The sequence below is a fragment of the Leucobacter sp. BZR 635 genome (assembly GCF_048061935.2).
In the GTDB taxonomy this organism is placed as follows: Bacteria; Actinomycetota; Actinomycetes; order Actinomycetales; family Microbacteriaceae; genus Leucobacter.
In genome coordinates this window covers 25292-42722 of sequence record NZ_JBLUNZ020000051.1, presented here as the reverse complement: position 1 = coordinate 42722, position 17431 = coordinate 25292, and the positions used below count along the sequence as shown (strand labels likewise).

Here is a 17431-nt window from a genome sequence, read left to right as displayed (position 1 = left end):
CGGGAGACCGGCCGCCCAAGGGAGGAACTCAAAGACGATGTTCGAGAAGATTCTGGTAGCGAACCGCGGAGAAATTGCGATCCGCGCATTCCGTGCTGCAAATGAGCTGGGCGCAAAGACAGTTGCGGTGTACCCCTATGAGGATCGCAACTCCCTGCACCGTCTGAAGGCTGACGAGGCCTACCTCATCGGCAAGGAGGGCGGCCCGGTCCGGGCGTACCTCGATATCGCAGAGATCGTGCGAGTTGCGCAGGAGTGCGGCGCTGACGCAATCTACCCGGGCTACGGGTTCCTCGCGGAGAATCCAGAGCTTGCTGCGGCCGCCGAGGCCGTCGGGATTACGTTCATCGGGCCAGGCCGCAAGGCGCTCGAGATGGCGGGCAACAAGGTTGCCGCCAAGGAGCACGCGATCGCCGCTGGCGTGCCCGTGCTGCGATCCACCCCGCCCTCGACCGACGTCGAGGCGCTCATCGCTGGCGCTGACGAGATCGGCTACCCGGTCTTCGCAAAGGCCGTCGCGGGTGGTGGCGGGCGCGGAATGCGCCGCGTCGAGCGTGCAGAGGATCTCCGCGAGGCCCTCGAGGCCGCGATGCGCGAGGCCGAGAGCGCGTTCGGCGACGCCACGATGTTCATCGAGCAGGCAGTGCTGCGCCCCCGTCACATCGAGGTCCAGGTGCTCGCGGACGGCACCGGCGAGGCCGTGCACCTCTTCGAGCGCGACTGCTCCGTGCAGCGCCGCCACCAGAAGGTCGTCGAGATCGCGCCCGCGCCGAACCTCTCGCAGGAGCAGCGCGACGCAATGACAAGCCACGCGATCGCCTTTGCGAAGTCGATCGGGTACGCGAACGCCGGCACCGTCGAGTTCCTCCTCGACACCGAGGGCGAGCGCGCTGGTGAGCACGTGTTCATCGAGATGAACCCGCGCATCCAGGTCGAGCACACCGTCACCGAGGAGATCACCGATGTGGATCTCGTGCAGTCGCAGATGCGGATCGCCGCGGGCGCGACGCTTGCCGAACTCGGCCTGACGCAGGACCAGATCAAGATCCACGGCGCCGCCCTGCAGTGCCGGATCACGACCGAGGATCCCGCGAACGGCTTCCGTCCCGACCTCGGCCGCATCTCCGCCTACCGCTCCCCCGGCGGCAGCGGCGTGCGCCTCGACGGCGGCACCATCAACCCGGGCGCCTACATCAGCCCGCACTTCGACTCGATGCTCGCGAAGCTCACCTGCCGCGGCCGCACCTTCGAGGACGCCGTCGTACGCGCACGCCGCGCGCTCGCCGAGTTCCGCATCCGCGGCGTCGCAACGAACATCCCGTTCCTGCAGGCTGTGCTCGACGACAGCGATTTCCAGGCCGGCGACGTGTCGACCGCGTTCATCGAGGAGCGCCCCGAGCTGCTCACGCTGAACAAGCCGCAGGACCGCGCGACCCGCCTGCTGCAGCACCTCGCAAACGTCACCGTGAACCAGCCGAACGGCGCACGCCCGCAGACGATCGAGCCCGCCGTGAAGCTGCCGTCGCTCGACCTCAGCGATCCCGCGCCGGCCGCCGGCCGCCAGCAGCTGCTCGAGCTCGGCCCCGAGGGCTTCGCGAAGGCGCTGCGTGAGCAGACCGCCCTCGCCGTCACCGACACGACGTTCCGCGACGCACACCAGTCGCTGCTCGCGACCCGCGTGCGCACCCGCGACCTCGTCGCCGTCGCCCCGTACGTCGCGCGCATGACGCCGCAGCTGTTCTCGGTCGAGGCGTGGGGCGGTGCGACGTACGACGTCGCGCTCCGGTTCCTCGGCGAAGACCCCTGGGGGCGGCTCGCGGCGATGCGTGAGGCGCTGCCGAACGTGCCGATCCAGATGCTGCTCCGCGGCCAGAACACCGTCGGCTACACCCCGTACCCGCCGAAGGTCGCGCAGGCCTTCGTGCGTGAGGCTGCCGATACCGGCGTCGACGTGTTCCGCATCTTCGACGCGCTCAACGACGTGAACCAGATGCGCGTCGCGATCGACGCCGTGCGCGAGACCGGCTCGGCCGTCGCCGAGGTTGCGTTCTGCTACACCGGTGATCTGCTCTCGCCAGCCGAGGACAAGTTCACGCTCGACTACTACCTGTCGCTCGCCGAGCGCATCGTTGACGCCGGCGCACACGTGCTCGCGATCAAGGACATGGCTGGTCTGCTCCGCCCGGCCGCGGCAGCGAAGCTCGTCACCGCGCTGCGCGAACGCTTCGACCTGCCCGTGCACCTGCACACGCACGACACCCCGGGCGGCCAGCTCGCGACCCTGCTCGCGGCATCGGCCGCGGGCGTTGACGCGGTCGACGCGGCCTCGGCCCCGATGTCGGGCACCACGAGCCAGCCGTCGCTCTCGGGCCTCGTCGCCTCGCTCGCGAACACCGAGCGTGACACCGGCATTGATCCCGACGCGGTCTACGCGCTCGAGCCGTACTGGGACGCCGTGCGCACCCTGTACAAGCCGTTCGAGTCGGGCCTCACCGCGCCGACGGGTCGCGTGTACACGCACGAGATCCCCGGCGGTCAGCTGTCGAACCTGCGCCAGCAGGCGATCGCGCTCGGCCTCTCCGAGAACTTCGAGAAGATCGAGGACATGTACGCCGCGGCTGACCGCATCCTTGGCCGCATCCCGAAGGTGACCCCGTCGTCAAAGGTCGTTGGCGACCTCGCGCTGCACCTTGCAGCCGTCGACGCCGACCCGGCCGACTTCGAGGCGAACCCCGAGAAGTACGACGTGCCCGATTCGGTCGTGGGTTTCCTCGCGGGCGAGCTCGGCGAGATTCCCGGCGGTTGGCCTGAGCCGTTCCGTTCACGCGTGCTCGAGGGCCGCGAGGTTTCGATCGAGGTCGCGCCCGTCGCGCCCGAGGACGAGGCGAAGCTCGACGGCGACAGCGCGTCGCGGCGCACCACGCTCAACCGGCTGCTCTTCCCGGCACCCACCGCGCAGTTCGAGGACGCACGCGAGCGTTTCGGTGACCTCTCGGTCGTCGACACCGGCGATTACCTCTACGGGCTCGACCCCGCCGCGGAGCACGCGATCGACCTGAGCCGAGGCGTGCGCCTCTACGTCGGTCTCGAGGCCATCGGTGCCGCAGATGAGAAGGGCGTGCGCACCGTGATGGTGCGCGTCAACGGCCAGCTGCGTCCCGTGTTCGTGAAGGACGAGCGGATCACCGTTACGGCGGTCACCGCCGAGAAGGCAGACCGCACCGCGGCCGGCCAGATCGCCGCCCCGTTCTCCGGCACTGTCACCGTGAAGGTTGCCGAGGGCGACTCGATCGCTGCGGGCCAGGCTATCGCGACGATCGAGGCAATGAAGATGGAGGCTGCGATCACCAGCCCCGTCGCTGGCGTCGTGCAGCGCCTCGCCTTCGACGGCACCCGCGGTGTCGAGGCAGGCGACCTCGTCGTCGTCATCGAGTAGCGTGTGAGAGGGTGGTGGCCGGGGTTAGCCCCGGCCACCACCCTCTGTGCTTCCCTCAGGCGCTCGGCCCGGCGCGGGTTCCGGCTTCCGCGCCTCGCTCAACAGCCATGACCTCAGCGAGGTCATGGGTCTTTTACCGTCAAACGCTCCTGACCTCGCTGAGGTCATGGCAGTTCAGCGGTGGGTCAGCTGGAGCGCAGCCAAGCACTGCAACCGATGCACCTCACGGCGGTGCCCGGCACGAACCTCGCTCACGACCAAGCTTTCGTCAAAAATGCCGCAGACCACCCGGGAGTCACCTACCCGGATCCGCCAGGCAGTCGCCTCGCCAACGAGCTTCGTCGCGCCATGAGGGAGAGGATCGTCAGCCAAATCTTCTACTGCGTGGAGCAGCCGCTCGCGAAGCTGCCGCGGCAGCTTGCGTAGCCGCCGCGCCGACTACGCCCCGAGGGCTGCGGCGAGCGCCGTGAGTGTCTCGGTCGTGCCCGCGTCAATGCGGACGGCGAGGGCGGGGCGGCGATCCACCGCTGTCGGACCGCGGTTAATCACCGCGAGCGGATTACCCCGGCGCTCCGTCTTGTGCACGAGCCGCATGCCCGTGTTCACTGCGAGCGAGGAGCCCGCGATGAGCAGCGCCGTCGATCGCTCGACAAGCGCCGCTGCGGCCTCAAACACCGGGACGGGCACGGTCTCGCCGAAGTAGACAACGTCGGGCCGGAGCATGCCGCCACAGCCCGGACACAGCGGCACCCGCACGGACTCGACCTCGCCGACGAGTGCGTCGCCGTCGGGCGCCACCTCGGCCTCAGCATTGCGCTCCGCGTAGCCGGGGTTGAGCGTATCGAACCACCCGAGCGCCTCGGCCCGCGTCCAGCGCTCACCGCACTGCGTGCAGCGCATGATCCCGCCGCCGCCGTGGAGCTCAACAACGGTGCGGGATCCGCCCCGCCTGTGCAGCCCATCGACATTCTGCGTGATGACGCCCTCGATGTGCTCGGCCGCCTCGAGGCGCGCGAGGGCACGGTGCCCGTCGTTCGGCTCGATGATGCTCATGCGGTTCTGCCCGATGCGCGCGCCCGCCCAGAAGCGGCGACGGTAGTGGGGATCCTCCGTGAACTGAGCGATGTTCATGGGCGTGCGCGGCGGCGTGCCCGCCCCGCGGTAATCAGGGATGCCCGAGTCAGTGCTCATCCCCGCACCGGTGAGCACCGCGACCGGGCCGCGCTCAAACAGCGAGACGAGTTCTGCGAGCTGGGTTTCAGGGAGTGCTTCGTTCACGCCCCCAGCCTAGGCGGCGCTGCTGTGCTCGAGCGGGGATACGCGTCACTCAGCGGCCCCGTCACCCCCGTCGACAGGCAGGGCCGGGAACATCTCCCGCCTGAGCGCATCGACGTGGATACGGGTCACGGAGACTGCGGTGAGCGGATCCTTCGCCCGGAACGCCGCCACGAGGGCCCGGTGCTCGTCGCGGCCCTCCTCGAGCTCTTCCATCGGGTAGGGCACAAAGTACTTGTGCAGCGCCTCGTACACGGTCAGGTACGCGGGTGCCTCCGGGAGGCCGCTCATCTCTGCGACCAGTCGGTGGAACTTACTGTCGGGCACATGGTGGTCCATCCAGTTACTCGCGCGCTGCGACTGCTCGATGAGTTCGTCAAGCTCCGCACAGTCGGACTCCGTCGCTCGGAGGGCAGCCGCGTGCACAATGGCGCTCTCCATGAGCGAGCGTTGGTCGATGAGGCTGCTGATCGCCTGCGTATCCGCGCGATAGGCAGAGACTGAGCTGTCGCCGAGAGCCGGGGGCGCTTCGGCCACGAAGGTTCCGCCGCCCCTGCCTGGGCGGCGCGTGAGCACGCCGTCTTCGACGAGGCTCTCGAGCGCTCGCCGCGCGGTTATCGGACTGACCTCGAGCCCCGCAGCGATGTGCTCAACCCGCGGGAGCTTGCTGCTGGGGGCGAGGAGCGCGTGCTCGATCGCGAGAAGGATCCGCGCGCGCACAGTCTCCACTGCCGAGAGCCGAGCAAGCGCCGGGGAGCCAGGGAGGGCGAAGAGCACCCGCTCGGCCGCTGCCTGCTCTTCGGAGTCCCGTGTCGCCATGACTTGATTCTATCCGGCGAGCAACGTAGAGTGTTCAAATTGATCATGATCATGTTGATCACTTCAATTTTCGAGCGTCACCCCCGGGTGACTGCCCGCATGACAAGGGGGTCGGGATGACCAGACAGACACACACCATCGCACTCGCACAGCGCTCACCGCTGCCCGTAAACGGCACACTCGAGGCCTTCGCAGCCGACGTCACCCAGACGCTCGCCGCGCACCCCGAAGCCACCATGATCATCTATCCCGAACTCCACCTCTGCGGAACCGAGCACCTCGAAGAGGCCGCCCGCCTCGCAGCCCTCGAAGCAGGTGCCGTGCCGCTCGACAGCGACTACGTGCGCCAGCTGGGGCTCATCGCCGCACAGCACGAGGTCTGGCTCTGCCCAGGAAGCATCGGCGAACGCGGACCCGAGGGCGAGTTCTTCAATACGCAGCTGCTGTTCGACCCGTCGGGCACGCTGCGCGCGAGCTATCGCAAGATGTTCCCCTGGCGCCCGTTCGAACCGCACCTGCCCGGCACCGAGTTCATCGTCACGCCGCTCGACGGAGCCGGGGCCGCGGGGCTCTCTATTTGCTACGACGCGTGGTTCCCGGAGCACACCCGCCAGCTCGCCTGGCTCGGCGCAGACATTGTGTTCAACATCGTCAAGACAACAACGCCCGACCGCGAGCAGGAGCTCGTGCTGGCTCGCGCCAACGCGATCGCCAACCAGAACATCATGGCAAGCGTCAACTGTGCCGGCCCTGTCGGCCGCGGCCGCAGCATCGTCGTCGACCCCGAGGGGTACGTAATTGCCGAGGCTGGGATCGGCGAGCAGACCCTCGTCTTCGAGTACGACCCCGCACAGGTGCGCGCCGTGCGTGAGCGCGGGACCATGTTCAGCAACCGCATGTGGGCGCAGTTCCAGGAGGGCGATCGGGAGATCCCGCTCCCCATGTACTCGGGCAGGATCGACCCGCAGTCCTGGTCGCCGCGCAGCGCGGCAGAAGCCGAGTAGCTCGGCCCCGAGCCACCGCGGCTGCTGAGGCCACCGCGGCCACTGAGGCCACCACCAGACACACCACCAGACAGAGGAGTCACTTGTGTCCACTACCCAACCTTCCACAGCACTGACGCGCACGCTCAAGCTGCCGTCGCTCGTGCTGTTTGGGCTCGCGTATCTCACCCCGCTGATCGTGCTCGGGATCTTCGGAGTCATCGCGCAAGAGACGGGCGGCGCGAGCGCGAGCGCGTACCTCGTCGCCCTCATCGCGATGCTGTTCACCGCCAACAGTTACGGGCGCATGGCGAAGGCATACCCGGTTGCGGGATCCGCGTACACCTACGTGCGCCGCACCATCGACGGCAGGGTGGGGTTCCTCGTCGGCTGGGCGATCATGCTCGATTACCTGTTCCTCCCGATGGTGATCTGGCTCATCGGCGGCTCGTACCTCACGGCGCAGTTCCCTGGGATCCCAATGCCGGTCTGGATCCTCGGCTTCATAGTCATCACCAGCGCGCTGAACATCATTGGCATTAAGGTCGCAGATCGCGCGAACTTCATTCTCATGTCGTTCCAGATCCTCGTCATCGCATTCTTCGTTGCGCTCTCGATCGCCTCAGTCGCACGAGCCGACGGTGCTGGCGCGCTCTTCAGCAGCGGGCCGTTCGTGGGTGCTGACGCCGGCTTTACCGGCATCGCTGGCGGTGCCGCGATCGCCGCCTACTCCTTCCTCGGCTTCGACGCGGTCACCACGCTCACCGAGGAGACCATCGACCCCAAGCGCACCGTGCCGCGCGCGATCATGCTCGTCGCGCTCATCGGCGGCGGAATCTTCGTACTCGTTGCCTACGTCACCCAGCTCGTGCACCCTGGCGGATCCTTCACGAACCCCGACACCGCGGCGTTCGACATCGCAACTCAGGTTGGCGGCAATATCTTCGGAGCGGTGTTCCTCGCCGCGCTCGTCGTCGCCCAGTTCACCTCGGGGCTCGCCGCCCAGGCTTCAGGCAGCCGACTGCTCTACGCCATGGGTCGAGATGGGGTGCTTCCGAAGCGCCTCTTCGGAGCGCTCAACGACCGGTTCAAGACCCCGGTGTTCAGTATCCTCGCGATCTCGGTTGTCGGCCTCATCGCAATGTTCATGGACGTCGCGACCTCCACCTCGTTCATCAACTTCGGTGCGTTCATCGCGTTCATCATGGTGAACATCTCGGTCATCGTGTACTGGGCGAAGGAACGGCGCGAGGGCCGGCAGCACAATCCGCTCTTCTACCTCGTCGCGCCCACGATTGGCGTGGTCGTGATCGCGTACCTGCTCACACGGCTCGATATCCACGCGATTACGCTGGGGGCGATCTGGGTGCTCGTAGGCGTTGTCATTCTCGGCTTCACCACGCGCGGCTTCCGCAGGCAGCCGCCAGAGCTGGCCGTCGACAGCGTCGACTAGCGCTCGCTCGGGGCGCGGTCCGCCGCGGGACAGCGGGCCGCTCCCACGCTCAGTAGAATCAAAGCATGACCAGCGCGCGCGAACAGCTCATCGAACTCATCAAGTCGGAGGCCGTCTTCCACGGCGACTTCACGCTCACGAGCGGCAAGAAGGCCACGTACTACATCGATCTGCGCAAGCTGTCGCTCGATCACCGCGCGGCCCCGCTCATCGGCCAGGTCATGCTTGACCTCATCGACGACATCGACGGCGTCGTCGCGGTCGGCGGGCTCACCATGGGTGCCGACCCGATCGCCTCGGCGATCATGCACCAGGGCGTCGCCCGCGGCCAGGTGTACGACTCGTTCGTCGTGCGTAAAGAGCCGAAGGATCACGGCCGCGGCCGCCAGGTCGAGGGCCCGGATCTCGACGGCAAGCGCGTCGTCGTGGTCGAGGACACCTCGACCACGGGTGGCTCGCCGCTCGCAGCGATCGAGGCGCTGAAGAAGGTTGGCGCCGAGGTGGTCGCGGTTGCGGTCGTGGTGGATCGCCAGGCCCCCGCGAAGGCACGCATCGAGGAGGCGGGCTACGAGTACCGCTTCGCGATCGGCCTCGAAGACCTCGGGCTCGACGCTCAGTAACGCGCGCCACCTGATGAACGCATCCACGCGCCCAAGCCCACTCCCCCTCATCGCGATCGGCGTGATGGGCGGGCTGCTCTCGGGGCTCTTCGGCATCGGTGGCGGCACGATTATCGTGCCCGCCCTCGCGCTCTGGCTGAGCATGCCGCAGAAGCTCTCGGCCGGTACATCGGTCGCGGCGATCCTCCCGACCGCGATCGTCGGGGCGACGAGCTACGCGGTGCAGGGCAACGTCGACTGGATGGCAGCGCTGCTGCTCGCGGTCGGCATCATCGTGGGCGCGCAGCTCGGCAGCCTGCTCCTCTCGAAGCTCCCTGTGGGGGCGATCCAGTGGGGCTTCATGGGGTTCCTGGCAGTCGTCATCGTGAGCCTCTGGTTCGTCGTGCCGCAGCGCGACGACGAGATCACCCTCACTGTGCTCATGGGAGCGCTCCTCGTGCTCACGGGCTTCATCACCGGGATCCTCTCCGGCATCCTCGGTGTCGGCGGCGGCGTGGTCGTGGTACCGGTGCTGATGTTCTTCTTCGGCGCGAGCGACCTCATCGCGAAGGGCACCTCACTGCTGATGATGATCCCCGGGTCAATCTCTGGCACCATCGGAAACCTCCGCCGCAACAACGTCGACCTGCGGGCTGCCGCGTTCGTCGGAGTCGCGGCGTCAGTCTGCGTGCCCTTCGGCTCCATACTCGCGGGGTGGATCGACCCCTTCTGGGGCAACATCGCCTTCTCCGGCTACCTTGCCTTCATCCTCATCCAGATGCTCGTGCGGAAGCTCCGGAGCGGCGCGGCGAAGTAGCGCTCCGCGCTCCGCCCGCGTACGCCCAGCCTGCTCGCCTGACGCGCCCTCTCCTCCCCGAGTTTTCTATCCTGAGCCCTATGCGGGCCGTAAAAGGCTCACCCAGGATTATTCGGGGAGGTGAGGCTGCGAGGTTTGCCCAAATACGCGGCAAGCACGCGCGAGGAACCCAGTTAGTCGAGCAGCTCCGCGACCGAGCCGAGCACCTCGACCGGCCGGAACGGGAACTTCTCGATCTCAGCCTGATCAGCGATGCCGGTCATGACGAGCACCGTGTGGAGGCCCGCCTCCATGCCCGCCACGATGTCGGTGTCCATCCGGTCGCCGATCATGCCGGTGTTGTGCGAGTGCGCGCCGATCTTGTTCATCGCCGAGCGGAACATCATCGGGTTCGGCTTGCCGACGATGTAGGGCATCTTGCCCGTCGCCTTCGTGATGAGCGCATTGATCGCGCCCGTCGCCGGCAGGACGCCGTCGGGGCTCGGGCCCGTCGCGTCGGGGTTGGTCGAAATGAAGCGCGCACCGTTGTTGATGAGCCGGATCGCTTTCGTGATCGCGTCGAACGAGTAGTTGCGCGTCTCACCGACGACCACATAGTCAGGGGCGGTTTCGGTCATGACGTAGCCGGCGTCGTGCAGCGCGGTGAGGATACCCGCCTCGCCGAGCACGAACGCCGATCCGCCTGGCTTCTGCTGCTTGAGGAACGCGGCGGTCGCGAGCGCGCTCGTCCAGATCCGATCCTCAGGCACCCTGATTCCGCTCGACGCGAGGCGCGCGGAGAGGTCTCGCGCGGTGAAGATCGAATTGTTCGTGAGGACGAGGTAGGGCTGCCCCTTGGCTTCCCACTGCTCGATGAGCTCGGCAGCCCCCGGAATGGCGTGGTTCTCGTGAACAAGCACCCCGTCCATGTCGGTAAGCCAGCACTCGATCGACGGACGGCCCTGCTGCATATCGCTCATGTTCTCAGACTACTCGTAGTGGGTAAACGAGACGTAGCGGCGTCGCCCTGGCAGACTGAGGGTATGGATGTACGTGCTGGTTTGCTTCCCCGCCCCGAAGACCTCATCGACGTCGAGGCGCTCACGCGCGCATATTCGGAGGTCGTGCCGGATCCCGGCGTTCCGAGCCAGCGGGTCGTATTCGGCACCTCCGGGCATCGCGGATCCGCCCTCACCGCGTCCTTCAACGAGGCGCACATCGCGGCCATCGCCGCTGCGATCGCCGAGCACCGAGCCGCAGCGGGGATCCGCGGTCCACTGTTCATCGGCGCTGACACGCACGCGCTGTCCGCCCCGGCCGAGCACACGGCGATCGAGGTGCTCTCGGCCGCCGGCGTGCACGTGCTCGCGAACGCGGGCACAGGCGACGAGGCCTTTGTGCCGACGCCGGCGCTGAGCCACGCGATCCTCACCCACAACCGCGGCCGCGCGCACGACGACCCGGAGCGCGCTGACGGCATCATTGTCACCCCGAGCCACAACCCGCCCGCGGACGGCGGAATCAAGTACAACCCGCCGCACGGTGGTCCCGCCGACAGCGACGCCACGAGTTGGATCGCGGCTCGCGCGAACGAGCTGCTCGAAAGCGGGGCGTGGCGCGAGCTCGCCCATCACGAGTCGCCGTCGGCGGAGGTTCCCGGCGCCTATGACTTCCTCGGAGCCTACGTTGAGGGGCTCGCGAACGTCATCGACGTGAAGGCGATCCGCGACTCAGGCCTGCGCTTCGCGGCGCACCCGCTCGGCGGCGCGAGCGTCGCCTACTGGCCGGCGATCCGCGACCGCCATAAGCTCGACCTCGCTGTGCTCGGCATGGGGGTCGATCCGCAGTTCGCATTCTTGCACCTTGATTGGGACGGAAAGATCCGCATGGATCCCTCCTCCGCACAGGTGATGTCAACAGTCGCCTCGTACCGCGACGAGTACCCGATCGTCACCGGCAACGACGCCGACGCCGACCGGCACGGCATCCTCACGCGCGACGGCGGGCTCATGAACCCGAACCACTTCCTCGCGGTCGCCATCGACTACTTGCTCGAGCACCGCCCCGACTGGCCCGTGACCGCCGGCATCGGCAAGACCCTCGTGTCGTCGGCAATGATCGACCGCGTCGTCGCTTCCCACGGCCGCCGACTCGACGAAGTGCCCGTCGGCTTCAAGTGGTTCGTGCCCGGCCTCTCCGACGGCACCGTTGTGTTCGGCGGGGAGGAGAGCGCGGGGGCGTCCTTCCAGCGCTTCGATGGCAGCGCATGGAGCACCGACAAGGACGGCATTTTGCTTTGTCTGCTCGCCGCCGAGATCCAGGCCGTCACCGGTCAGTCGCCGTCGGAGCGTTACGCCGCCCTCGCCCGGCGCTTCGGCGAGCCAGCCTACGCACGCATCGACGCCCCGGCGACCGCCGAGCAGAAGGCGCGACTCGCGGCCCTCTCCGCGGCGGACGTCACCGAGACCGAGCTCGCCGGTGACCCGATCGTTGCGATCCTCACCGAAGCATCGAACGGTGCGGCGATCGGAGGGCTGAAGGTGGAGACCGCGCGCGCATGGTTCGCGGCGCGGCCGTCTGGCACCGAGGACGTGATGAAGGTCTACGCGGAGTCGTTCGCGGGCCCCGAGCACCTCGTCGAGGTGCAGTCGGCGGCGCAGGCGCTCGTCGCTCGCGCACTCGGGTAGTCCGGGCCGAGGTGCTCGGGCGGCCTCGGGCATCGTCTCGGGCACCGTCTCGGGCTAGGTGGCGGGCGCAGCGGTTCGGTCGATCGCGGGATCGCAGGATCGCGGGATCGCGGGATCGCGGGCTGTGGATCACTGCCCCCCCCCCTGCAGAGTTCCACTGTGAGGTGTGGCTCGGGGATCCCCCGCGATACGCTTAGGCACATGTCACAGCGCCCTTCTCGTCTCCGCCGGTACTCCTACCTCGGGCCCGCCGGGACATTTACCGAAGCTGCGCTCAAGCAGGTGGAGGAGGCGCGGGGCCAGGACTGGCATCCCGTCACGAACCTTGGCGAGGCGCTGAACGACGTCGTGTCCGGTGCGAGCGACGCCGCGATGATCGCGATCGAGAACTCGATCGACGGTGGCGTCACGGTCGCGCAGGATCTGCTCGCGACGATCCCCGGCCTGCGCATCATCGGCGAGTACCTCGTGCCCGTGGACTTCGTGCTCGTCGCGCGCCCCGGTGTTGCGATTGAGGATATCTCGGTCGTCGCGGGCCATCCGGTGGCCTACGGGCAGTGCCGCACATGGCTCGACGAGGCGCGCCCCACGCACCGACATATGCCGGCGACCTCGAACGTGCAGGCCGCCGCCGACCTGTTCGATGACGCGAAGCACATCGATGCGGCGATCGCGCCTCCCGGCATCGAGGATCACTACGACGTTGAAGTGCTCGCTCGCAATCTTGCCGACAACCCTGACGCCGTCACACGCTTCGTGCTCGTGAGCCGAGTGGTGCCAGTTGGCGAGCCGACGGGTGCCGACAAGACCTCGCTGATCGCGGAGCTCCCCGAGGATCGCTCGGGCGCGCTGCTCGACCTCCTCGAACAGTTCGCGACCCGGGGGGTGAACCTCACGCTGCTCGCGTCAAGGCCGATCGGCGACCGGATGGGCCGGTATCGGTTCGTCATCGATGCCGAGGGGCACATCAAGGATGAGCGCGTCGCCGATGCCCTGCTCGGCGTGAAGCGGTGGAGCCCGAACGTCGTGTTCCTCGGGTCTTACCCGCGGGCAGACAAGATCTCGGCGGAGTTTCGCCCGGTGCACGATAACGACCGTTTCCGCGACGCCCGCGACTGGCTGCGCGAGGTCATCGAGGGTGTAGACCCGGCCTGACGCGCTGCGGTGCTGCGGCCTCTGCCGCGCCTCTGTCTGCCCGTACCGCTGCTCCGCTTGCGCCCCGTTGCTCCCTGCGCACGCGCATCAGTCGCTCAGCCGCTCAGCCGCTCAGTCACTCAGCCGCTCAGCCGCTCAGTCGCTCAGCCGCTCAGCCGCTATTGTTTCAGCGAGGTCAGGAGTGATTTACCGCTGAAAACTCCCTGTTTCGCTGAACTGCCATGACCTGAGCGGCGGCGGCGGGCGGGGCAGCGGGGCCGCGCAGCGGCGGGCGGGCGGTGCCGCGCAGCGGGGCAGCGCATTCCGCGACGCGCCACCACAGTTCTTGACACCGCACTATTGCGCAATGCACACTAGTGCGTAACAGGGAATGACGAAGGGGGTTCCGCGTGGATGGAACACAACTACTGAAGGGCGTGCTCGACGCCGCAGTGCTCGCGGTGGTGGATCGCGAAGACGGCTACGGCTACGACGTCGTGCGCCGCCTGCGCGACGCCGGGCTGGAAGAGGTCGGCGACGCCTCGGTCTACGGCACACTTCGCCGGCTCTACGCGGCAGGCGCACTCTCGACGTACGTCGTGCCCTCCGAGGGCGGGCCTCACCGCAAGTACTACAGCATCACACCGAACGGCCAAGACCTCCTCGGCGAGCAGCGGATCGGGTGGCAACGGTTCTCGGAAACCCTCACCGCGCTGATCTCCCCGCAGTCACAATCACAGTCACCGCCACAGCCAGCACCCGGAAGCCCTACGAGCAACGAAGGACCCGCAGCATGAACGCCACCGATTCACTCACCAACGCGCAGCGCGCTGAGGGCTTCGCTGCCGCGGTGCGCTCTCACCTCAGCGACCTCCCGGCTGACGAACTCGATGATCTCCTTGACGGGCTCGGCGCGGACCTCACTGAACGCCTGAATGACGGCGACGAACTCGGCGACGCGGCAAGCTACGCCGAAGAGCTGCGCCAGGCGGCCGGACTCCCACAGCGCGCCCCGGGCAATGCACCGCGGGTCACCTTCGCCGAGCGGATCGAGGCCGTCCAGCACCGCGCAGCCCTCTGGTTTGACGCGACACCTGGTCGGCGCGGCTTCCGCGACTTCGCGGTCTCGGTTCGCCCGCTCTGGTGGGTGCTCCGCGCTGTCATCGGGGCATGGGCCGCGCTGCTGGTGTTCAACCATCCGCTGGTCAACGGCTTTCCGATCTCCTTCTGGTCATTGGTGTTCACCCTCGCGCTCATCGTGCTGAGCGTGCAGTGGGGCCGCGGTAAGTGGCTGCCTCGCCCCTGGGTGGGGGTGCTGAGAACGATCGCGAATGTCGCCGCCGTGGTGCTCCTGCTCCCGTTTCTCTTCAGCAGCTGGGCAAATGCCACTTCGCCGAGCGTCGATTACATCTACGAGGACTACTCCGCACAGGGCATCGTCTGGAATGGCGAGCAGGTGACGAACATCTTCGCCTACGACTGCGAGGGTAACCCGCTCGACTCGGTGCGGCTCTACGACCAGCGCGGCAACCCCCTCACGACCCTCGGCGAGGATGCGACCGAGCCACCCGAGTCGTGGGACGAGAATGATGCCTTCGGCATCGAGCACGATTTCAACCCCCTCGCGAAGGATGCTGCGGCGTGGAACGTCTTCCCGCTCTCCGAGGCCCGCGCCAACCAGACGACCGGTGAGATCGGCAAAATGGAGCCGGCGACACCCCCGTCGGGCTACTTCCCGCCACTCTCGCGTGACTGCGCTGCTGTCGCGACAACAGACACGGACGCAAAGACTGACGCAGCAGCCGACCCGGAAGCGAAAGCCGACGCAGCAACTAAAGCAGACGCTGAGGCGGAAGCCAAAGCAGACGCGGAGTCAGAGCAGAAAGCAGACGCGAAAGCTGCGGATGCGCCGTGACGCTATTCAGGCAGCTGCCACCCGGGAAGCATGCGGATGATGAGGGCACCCGGGTCCACCCGCCCGCGGACCTCGACCGCAAGACCGAAATCGTCGCCGTCGAGCTGGATCGGCTCCGGGCGCGCAACGGCAAGCGCGTACTTTCGCGCGCGGAGATAGGTGACGTTCTTCGTATCGTTTACGAGGTCGATGATACGCCGCCCGGTCTTCGTCTTCCGAAGCACGCCGTTCTCCCAGCCGATCTTGCCCCAGATGTGTAGCCACGAGAACGGGCCGAGCGGACGGAGAGACACGACGTCGAGGAGCCCGTCGTCGATCTTCGCGTCTGGGATGAGTAGCACGCCGCCCGGGAGCAGCCCGCAGTTGCCGATCATCACCGTGTAGACGGTGAGGGGCTTCATTGGGGAGCCGTCCATCGAGTATTGGATCTCGAGCGGTTTGTCCTTCACCATGGTGCGCACGCCGGCGTCGACGTAGGCGAGCCATCCGAGCCGCTTCTTCAGGGTGGATCGGGTCGTGCGGATGGTTCTCGCGTCGAGGCCCATGCCCGCGAGCACGAGGAACGCGTGCTCGTCCTCGGCAACCTGGCCCGCCTCGTCGGCTGGCCGCACGATCGTCATGAGCCCGAGGTCGATGGGCTGGTTTCTGCCGAAGAAACCGGCTTCAACGGCTTGATCGAGGTCGCTGAGCGGCATGCCGATGTTGCGAGCGAGCAGGTTTCCGGTGCCCTGGGGCACGATCCCGAGCGGGATCCCGCTGCCGCGCAGCGTCTCAGCAATCGCGCGGATCGTGCCGTCGCCGCCAGATCCGAAGACGACGCCCGCCCCCTCGGCGATCGCGCGCCGGGCTGCGCCGGTGCCCCGATCCACCGCTTCCGTCTCATACCAACGCGTCGAGGCCCATCCGGCCCGCGCCTCGGCCGCCCGCACCGCGCGGCGAAGCCTCGCCACGTCCGTCTTCAGCGGGTGGTACACGACGGCCGCGTGAGGCTGCGTGCGCTTGGAGACCTTGGTCATGGGGTCAATCGTAGTCGTGAGCTTCGCGCGGTAGGCTTAGCGATGTGATCGATCCAGTACTCCTCCGCAACGATCCCGATGTCGTCAAGCGCTCACAGCGCGCCCGAGGGAACGATGAGTCGGTGGTGGACGAGGCGCTTGCCGCCGACGCCGCCCGCCGCTCAGCGCTCGGCGAATTCGAACAGTTGCGTGCCTCGCAGAAGTCGATGGGTGACCGCGTGAAGGCGGCCTCGAAAGAGGAGAAGCCCGCGCTCATCGCCGAAGCGCAGGAATTTGCCGCCGCGGTGAAGGCCGCTGACGCCCGCGCGAAGGAAGCCGGGGCGGAGTTCGACAGGATCGCCTCGCGCATCGAGAACATCGTCATTGAGGGCGTTCCCGAAGGCGGCGAGGAGAACTTCGTCACGCTCCGCACCGTCGGCGATGTGCCGGCGTTCGATTTCGAGCCCCGCGACCACCTTGAGCTCGGCGAGATGCTCGGCGCGATCGACATGGAGCGCGGCGCGAAGGTCTCTGGCGCACGCTTCTACTTCCTCCGCGGTGTCGGCGCACGCCTCGAGATCGCGCTGATGAACATGGCGCTCGATCTCGCCATGCGGGGCGGCTTCACCCCGCTCATCACGCCGACGCTCGTGAAGCCCGAGATCATGGCGGGCACCGGTTTCCTCGGCGAGCACGCCGACGAGGTCTACCACCTGCAGGATCAGGATCTGTACCTCACCGGCACGAGCGAGGTCGCCCTCGCCGGCTACCACTCAGACGAGATCCTGAACGTCGAGAAGGGGCCGATCCGCTACGCCGGCTGGTCGACCTGCTACCGCAGCGAGGCCGGTTCGCACGGCAAGGACACCCGTGGCATCCTCCGCGTGCACCAGTTCAACAAGCTCGAGATGTTCGTGTACACCGACCCGGCGAACGCCGAGGCCGAGCACGACCGCCTCGTTGGCTGGCAGGAAGAGATGCTGCAGGCGCTCGGCCTGAGCTACCGCGTCATCGACGTCGCAGCCGGTGACCTCGGATCCAGCGCGGCCCGCAAGTTCGATATCGAGGCGTGGGTGCCGACGCAGGGCACGTACCGCGAGCTCACCTCCACCTCAAACTGCACGACCTTCCAGTCGCGCAGGCTCCAGACCCGCTTCCGCACCGAGAGCGGCAAGACCGCGCCCGTCGCAACGCTCAACGGGACGCTCGCCACCACCCGGTGGATCGTCGCCATTCTCGAAACCCATCAGAACGCAGACGGCAGCGTCACCGTACCCGAGGCGCTTCGGCCATACCTCGGCGGACTCGAAATACTCAGCCCGGTAGAAGGAACATAAAC

General features: G+C 67.5%; 15 protein-coding genes. 10 read left to right on the top strand and 5 right to left on the bottom strand.

What is annotated here, in order from left to right:
* Positions 1-37: 37 nt before the first annotated feature.
* Positions 38-3436 carry a pyruvate carboxylase gene (locus ACI1US_RS10685; RefSeq protein ID WP_416550027.1) on the top strand — a complete coding sequence of 1133 codons (3399 nt, stop codon included), beginning with the start codon at positions 38-40 and terminating at the stop codon, positions 3434-3436.
* 174 nt (positions 3437-3610) lie between these two features.
* Here ACI1US_RS10685 and ACI1US_RS10680 read toward each other — a convergent pair whose 3' ends face one another.
* The 3 genes from ACI1US_RS10680 to ACI1US_RS10670 all read right to left on the bottom strand — a co-directional run bounded on the left by ACI1US_RS10680 (position 3611) and on the right by ACI1US_RS10670 (position 5530).
* The gene (locus tag ACI1US_RS10680) at positions 3611-3808 is read right to left on the bottom strand and encodes a type II toxin-antitoxin system RelE family toxin (RefSeq protein ID WP_461640315.1); all 198 of its coding nucleotides are present in this window, start codon (positions 3806-3808) and stop codon (positions 3611-3613) included.
* A gap of 66 nt (positions 3809-3874) precedes the next feature.
* Positions 3875-4714 carry a Sir2 family NAD-dependent protein deacetylase gene (locus ACI1US_RS10675; RefSeq protein ID WP_461640313.1) on the bottom strand — a complete coding sequence of 280 codons (840 nt, stop codon included), beginning with the start codon at positions 4712-4714 and terminating at the stop codon, positions 3875-3877.
* 45 nt (positions 4715-4759) lie between these two features.
* Entirely contained in the window at positions 4760-5530 is a 771-nt protein-coding gene (locus ACI1US_RS10670) for a FadR/GntR family transcriptional regulator (RefSeq protein ID WP_461640311.1), read from the bottom strand.
* 116 nt (positions 5531-5646) lie between these two features.
* On the opposite strand from ACI1US_RS10670, the gene ACI1US_RS10665 reads away from it, so the two are divergent.
* The 4 genes from ACI1US_RS10665 to ACI1US_RS10650 all read left to right on the top strand — a co-directional run bounded on the left by ACI1US_RS10665 (position 5647) and on the right by ACI1US_RS10650 (position 9382).
* Positions 5647-6534, top strand: coding sequence for a carbon-nitrogen hydrolase family protein (locus tag ACI1US_RS10665; RefSeq protein ID WP_461640309.1), 888 nt, complete (start codon positions 5647-5649; stop codon positions 6532-6534).
* An 85-nt stretch (positions 6535-6619) separates the two neighbouring features.
* The gene (locus ACI1US_RS10660) at positions 6620-7966 is read left to right on the top strand and encodes an APC family permease (RefSeq protein ID WP_461640307.1); all 1347 of its coding nucleotides are present in this window, start codon (positions 6620-6622) and stop codon (positions 7964-7966) included.
* 65 nt (positions 7967-8031) lie between these two features.
* Positions 8032-8586: an orotate phosphoribosyltransferase gene (gene pyrE / locus ACI1US_RS10655; protein WP_416550026.1), complete on the top strand. Its 555-nt coding sequence runs from the start codon at positions 8032-8034 to the stop codon at positions 8584-8586.
* Positions 8587-8599: 13 nt separating this feature from the next.
* Positions 8600-9382, top strand: a complete 783-nt coding sequence (locus tag ACI1US_RS10650) for a sulfite exporter TauE/SafE family protein (RefSeq protein ID WP_416550025.1) — start codon at positions 8600-8602, stop codon at positions 9380-9382.
* A gap of 173 nt (positions 9383-9555) precedes the next feature.
* Here the strand turns inward: ACI1US_RS10650 and ACI1US_RS10645 are convergent, their stop codons facing one another.
* The gene (locus tag ACI1US_RS10645) at positions 9556-10341 is read right to left on the bottom strand and encodes an HAD-IIA family hydrolase (protein WP_416550024.1); all 786 of its coding nucleotides are present in this window, start codon (positions 10339-10341) and stop codon (positions 9556-9558) included.
* Between the two features lie 63 nt (positions 10342-10404).
* Between ACI1US_RS10645 and ACI1US_RS10640 the strand changes: the two genes are divergently transcribed.
* The 4 genes from ACI1US_RS10640 (at position 10405) to ACI1US_RS10625 (ending at position 15097) form a co-directional block, all read left to right on the top strand.
* Positions 10405-12048, top strand: coding sequence for a phosphohexomutase domain-containing protein (locus tag ACI1US_RS10640; protein ID WP_416550023.1), 1644 nt, complete (start codon positions 10405-10407; stop codon positions 12046-12048).
* Positions 12049-12249: 201 nt separating this feature from the next.
* Entirely contained in the window at positions 12250-13203 is a 954-nt protein-coding gene (gene pheA, locus ACI1US_RS10635; protein ID WP_416550022.1) for a prephenate dehydratase, read from the top strand.
* Positions 13204-13592: 389 nt separating this feature from the next.
* A complete protein-coding gene (locus tag ACI1US_RS10630; RefSeq protein ID WP_461640303.1) occupies positions 13593-13979 on the top strand; it encodes a PadR family transcriptional regulator in 387 nt (128 codons plus the stop codon).
* Positions 13976-15097 carry a hypothetical protein gene (locus ACI1US_RS10625; RefSeq protein ID WP_461640301.1) on the top strand — a complete coding sequence of 374 codons (1122 nt, stop codon included), beginning with the start codon at positions 13976-13978 and terminating at the stop codon, positions 15095-15097. Before ACI1US_RS10630 ends, ACI1US_RS10625 begins: the two co-directional genes overlap by 4 nt.
* A gap of 2 nt (positions 15098-15099) precedes the next feature.
* Here ACI1US_RS10625 and ACI1US_RS10620 read toward each other — a convergent pair whose 3' ends face one another.
* A complete protein-coding gene (locus ACI1US_RS10620) occupies positions 15100-16113 on the bottom strand; it encodes a diacylglycerol/lipid kinase family protein (RefSeq protein WP_416550021.1) in 1014 nt (337 codons plus the stop codon).
* A gap of 44 nt (positions 16114-16157) precedes the next feature.
* Here ACI1US_RS10620 and serS point away from each other — a divergent pair, with 44 nt between their 5' ends.
* Positions 16158-17429: a serine--tRNA ligase gene (serS, locus tag ACI1US_RS10615; RefSeq protein WP_416550020.1), complete on the top strand. Its 1272-nt coding sequence runs from the start codon at positions 16158-16160 to the stop codon at positions 17427-17429.
* The last annotated feature ends 2 nt before the right edge of the window (positions 17430-17431 follow it).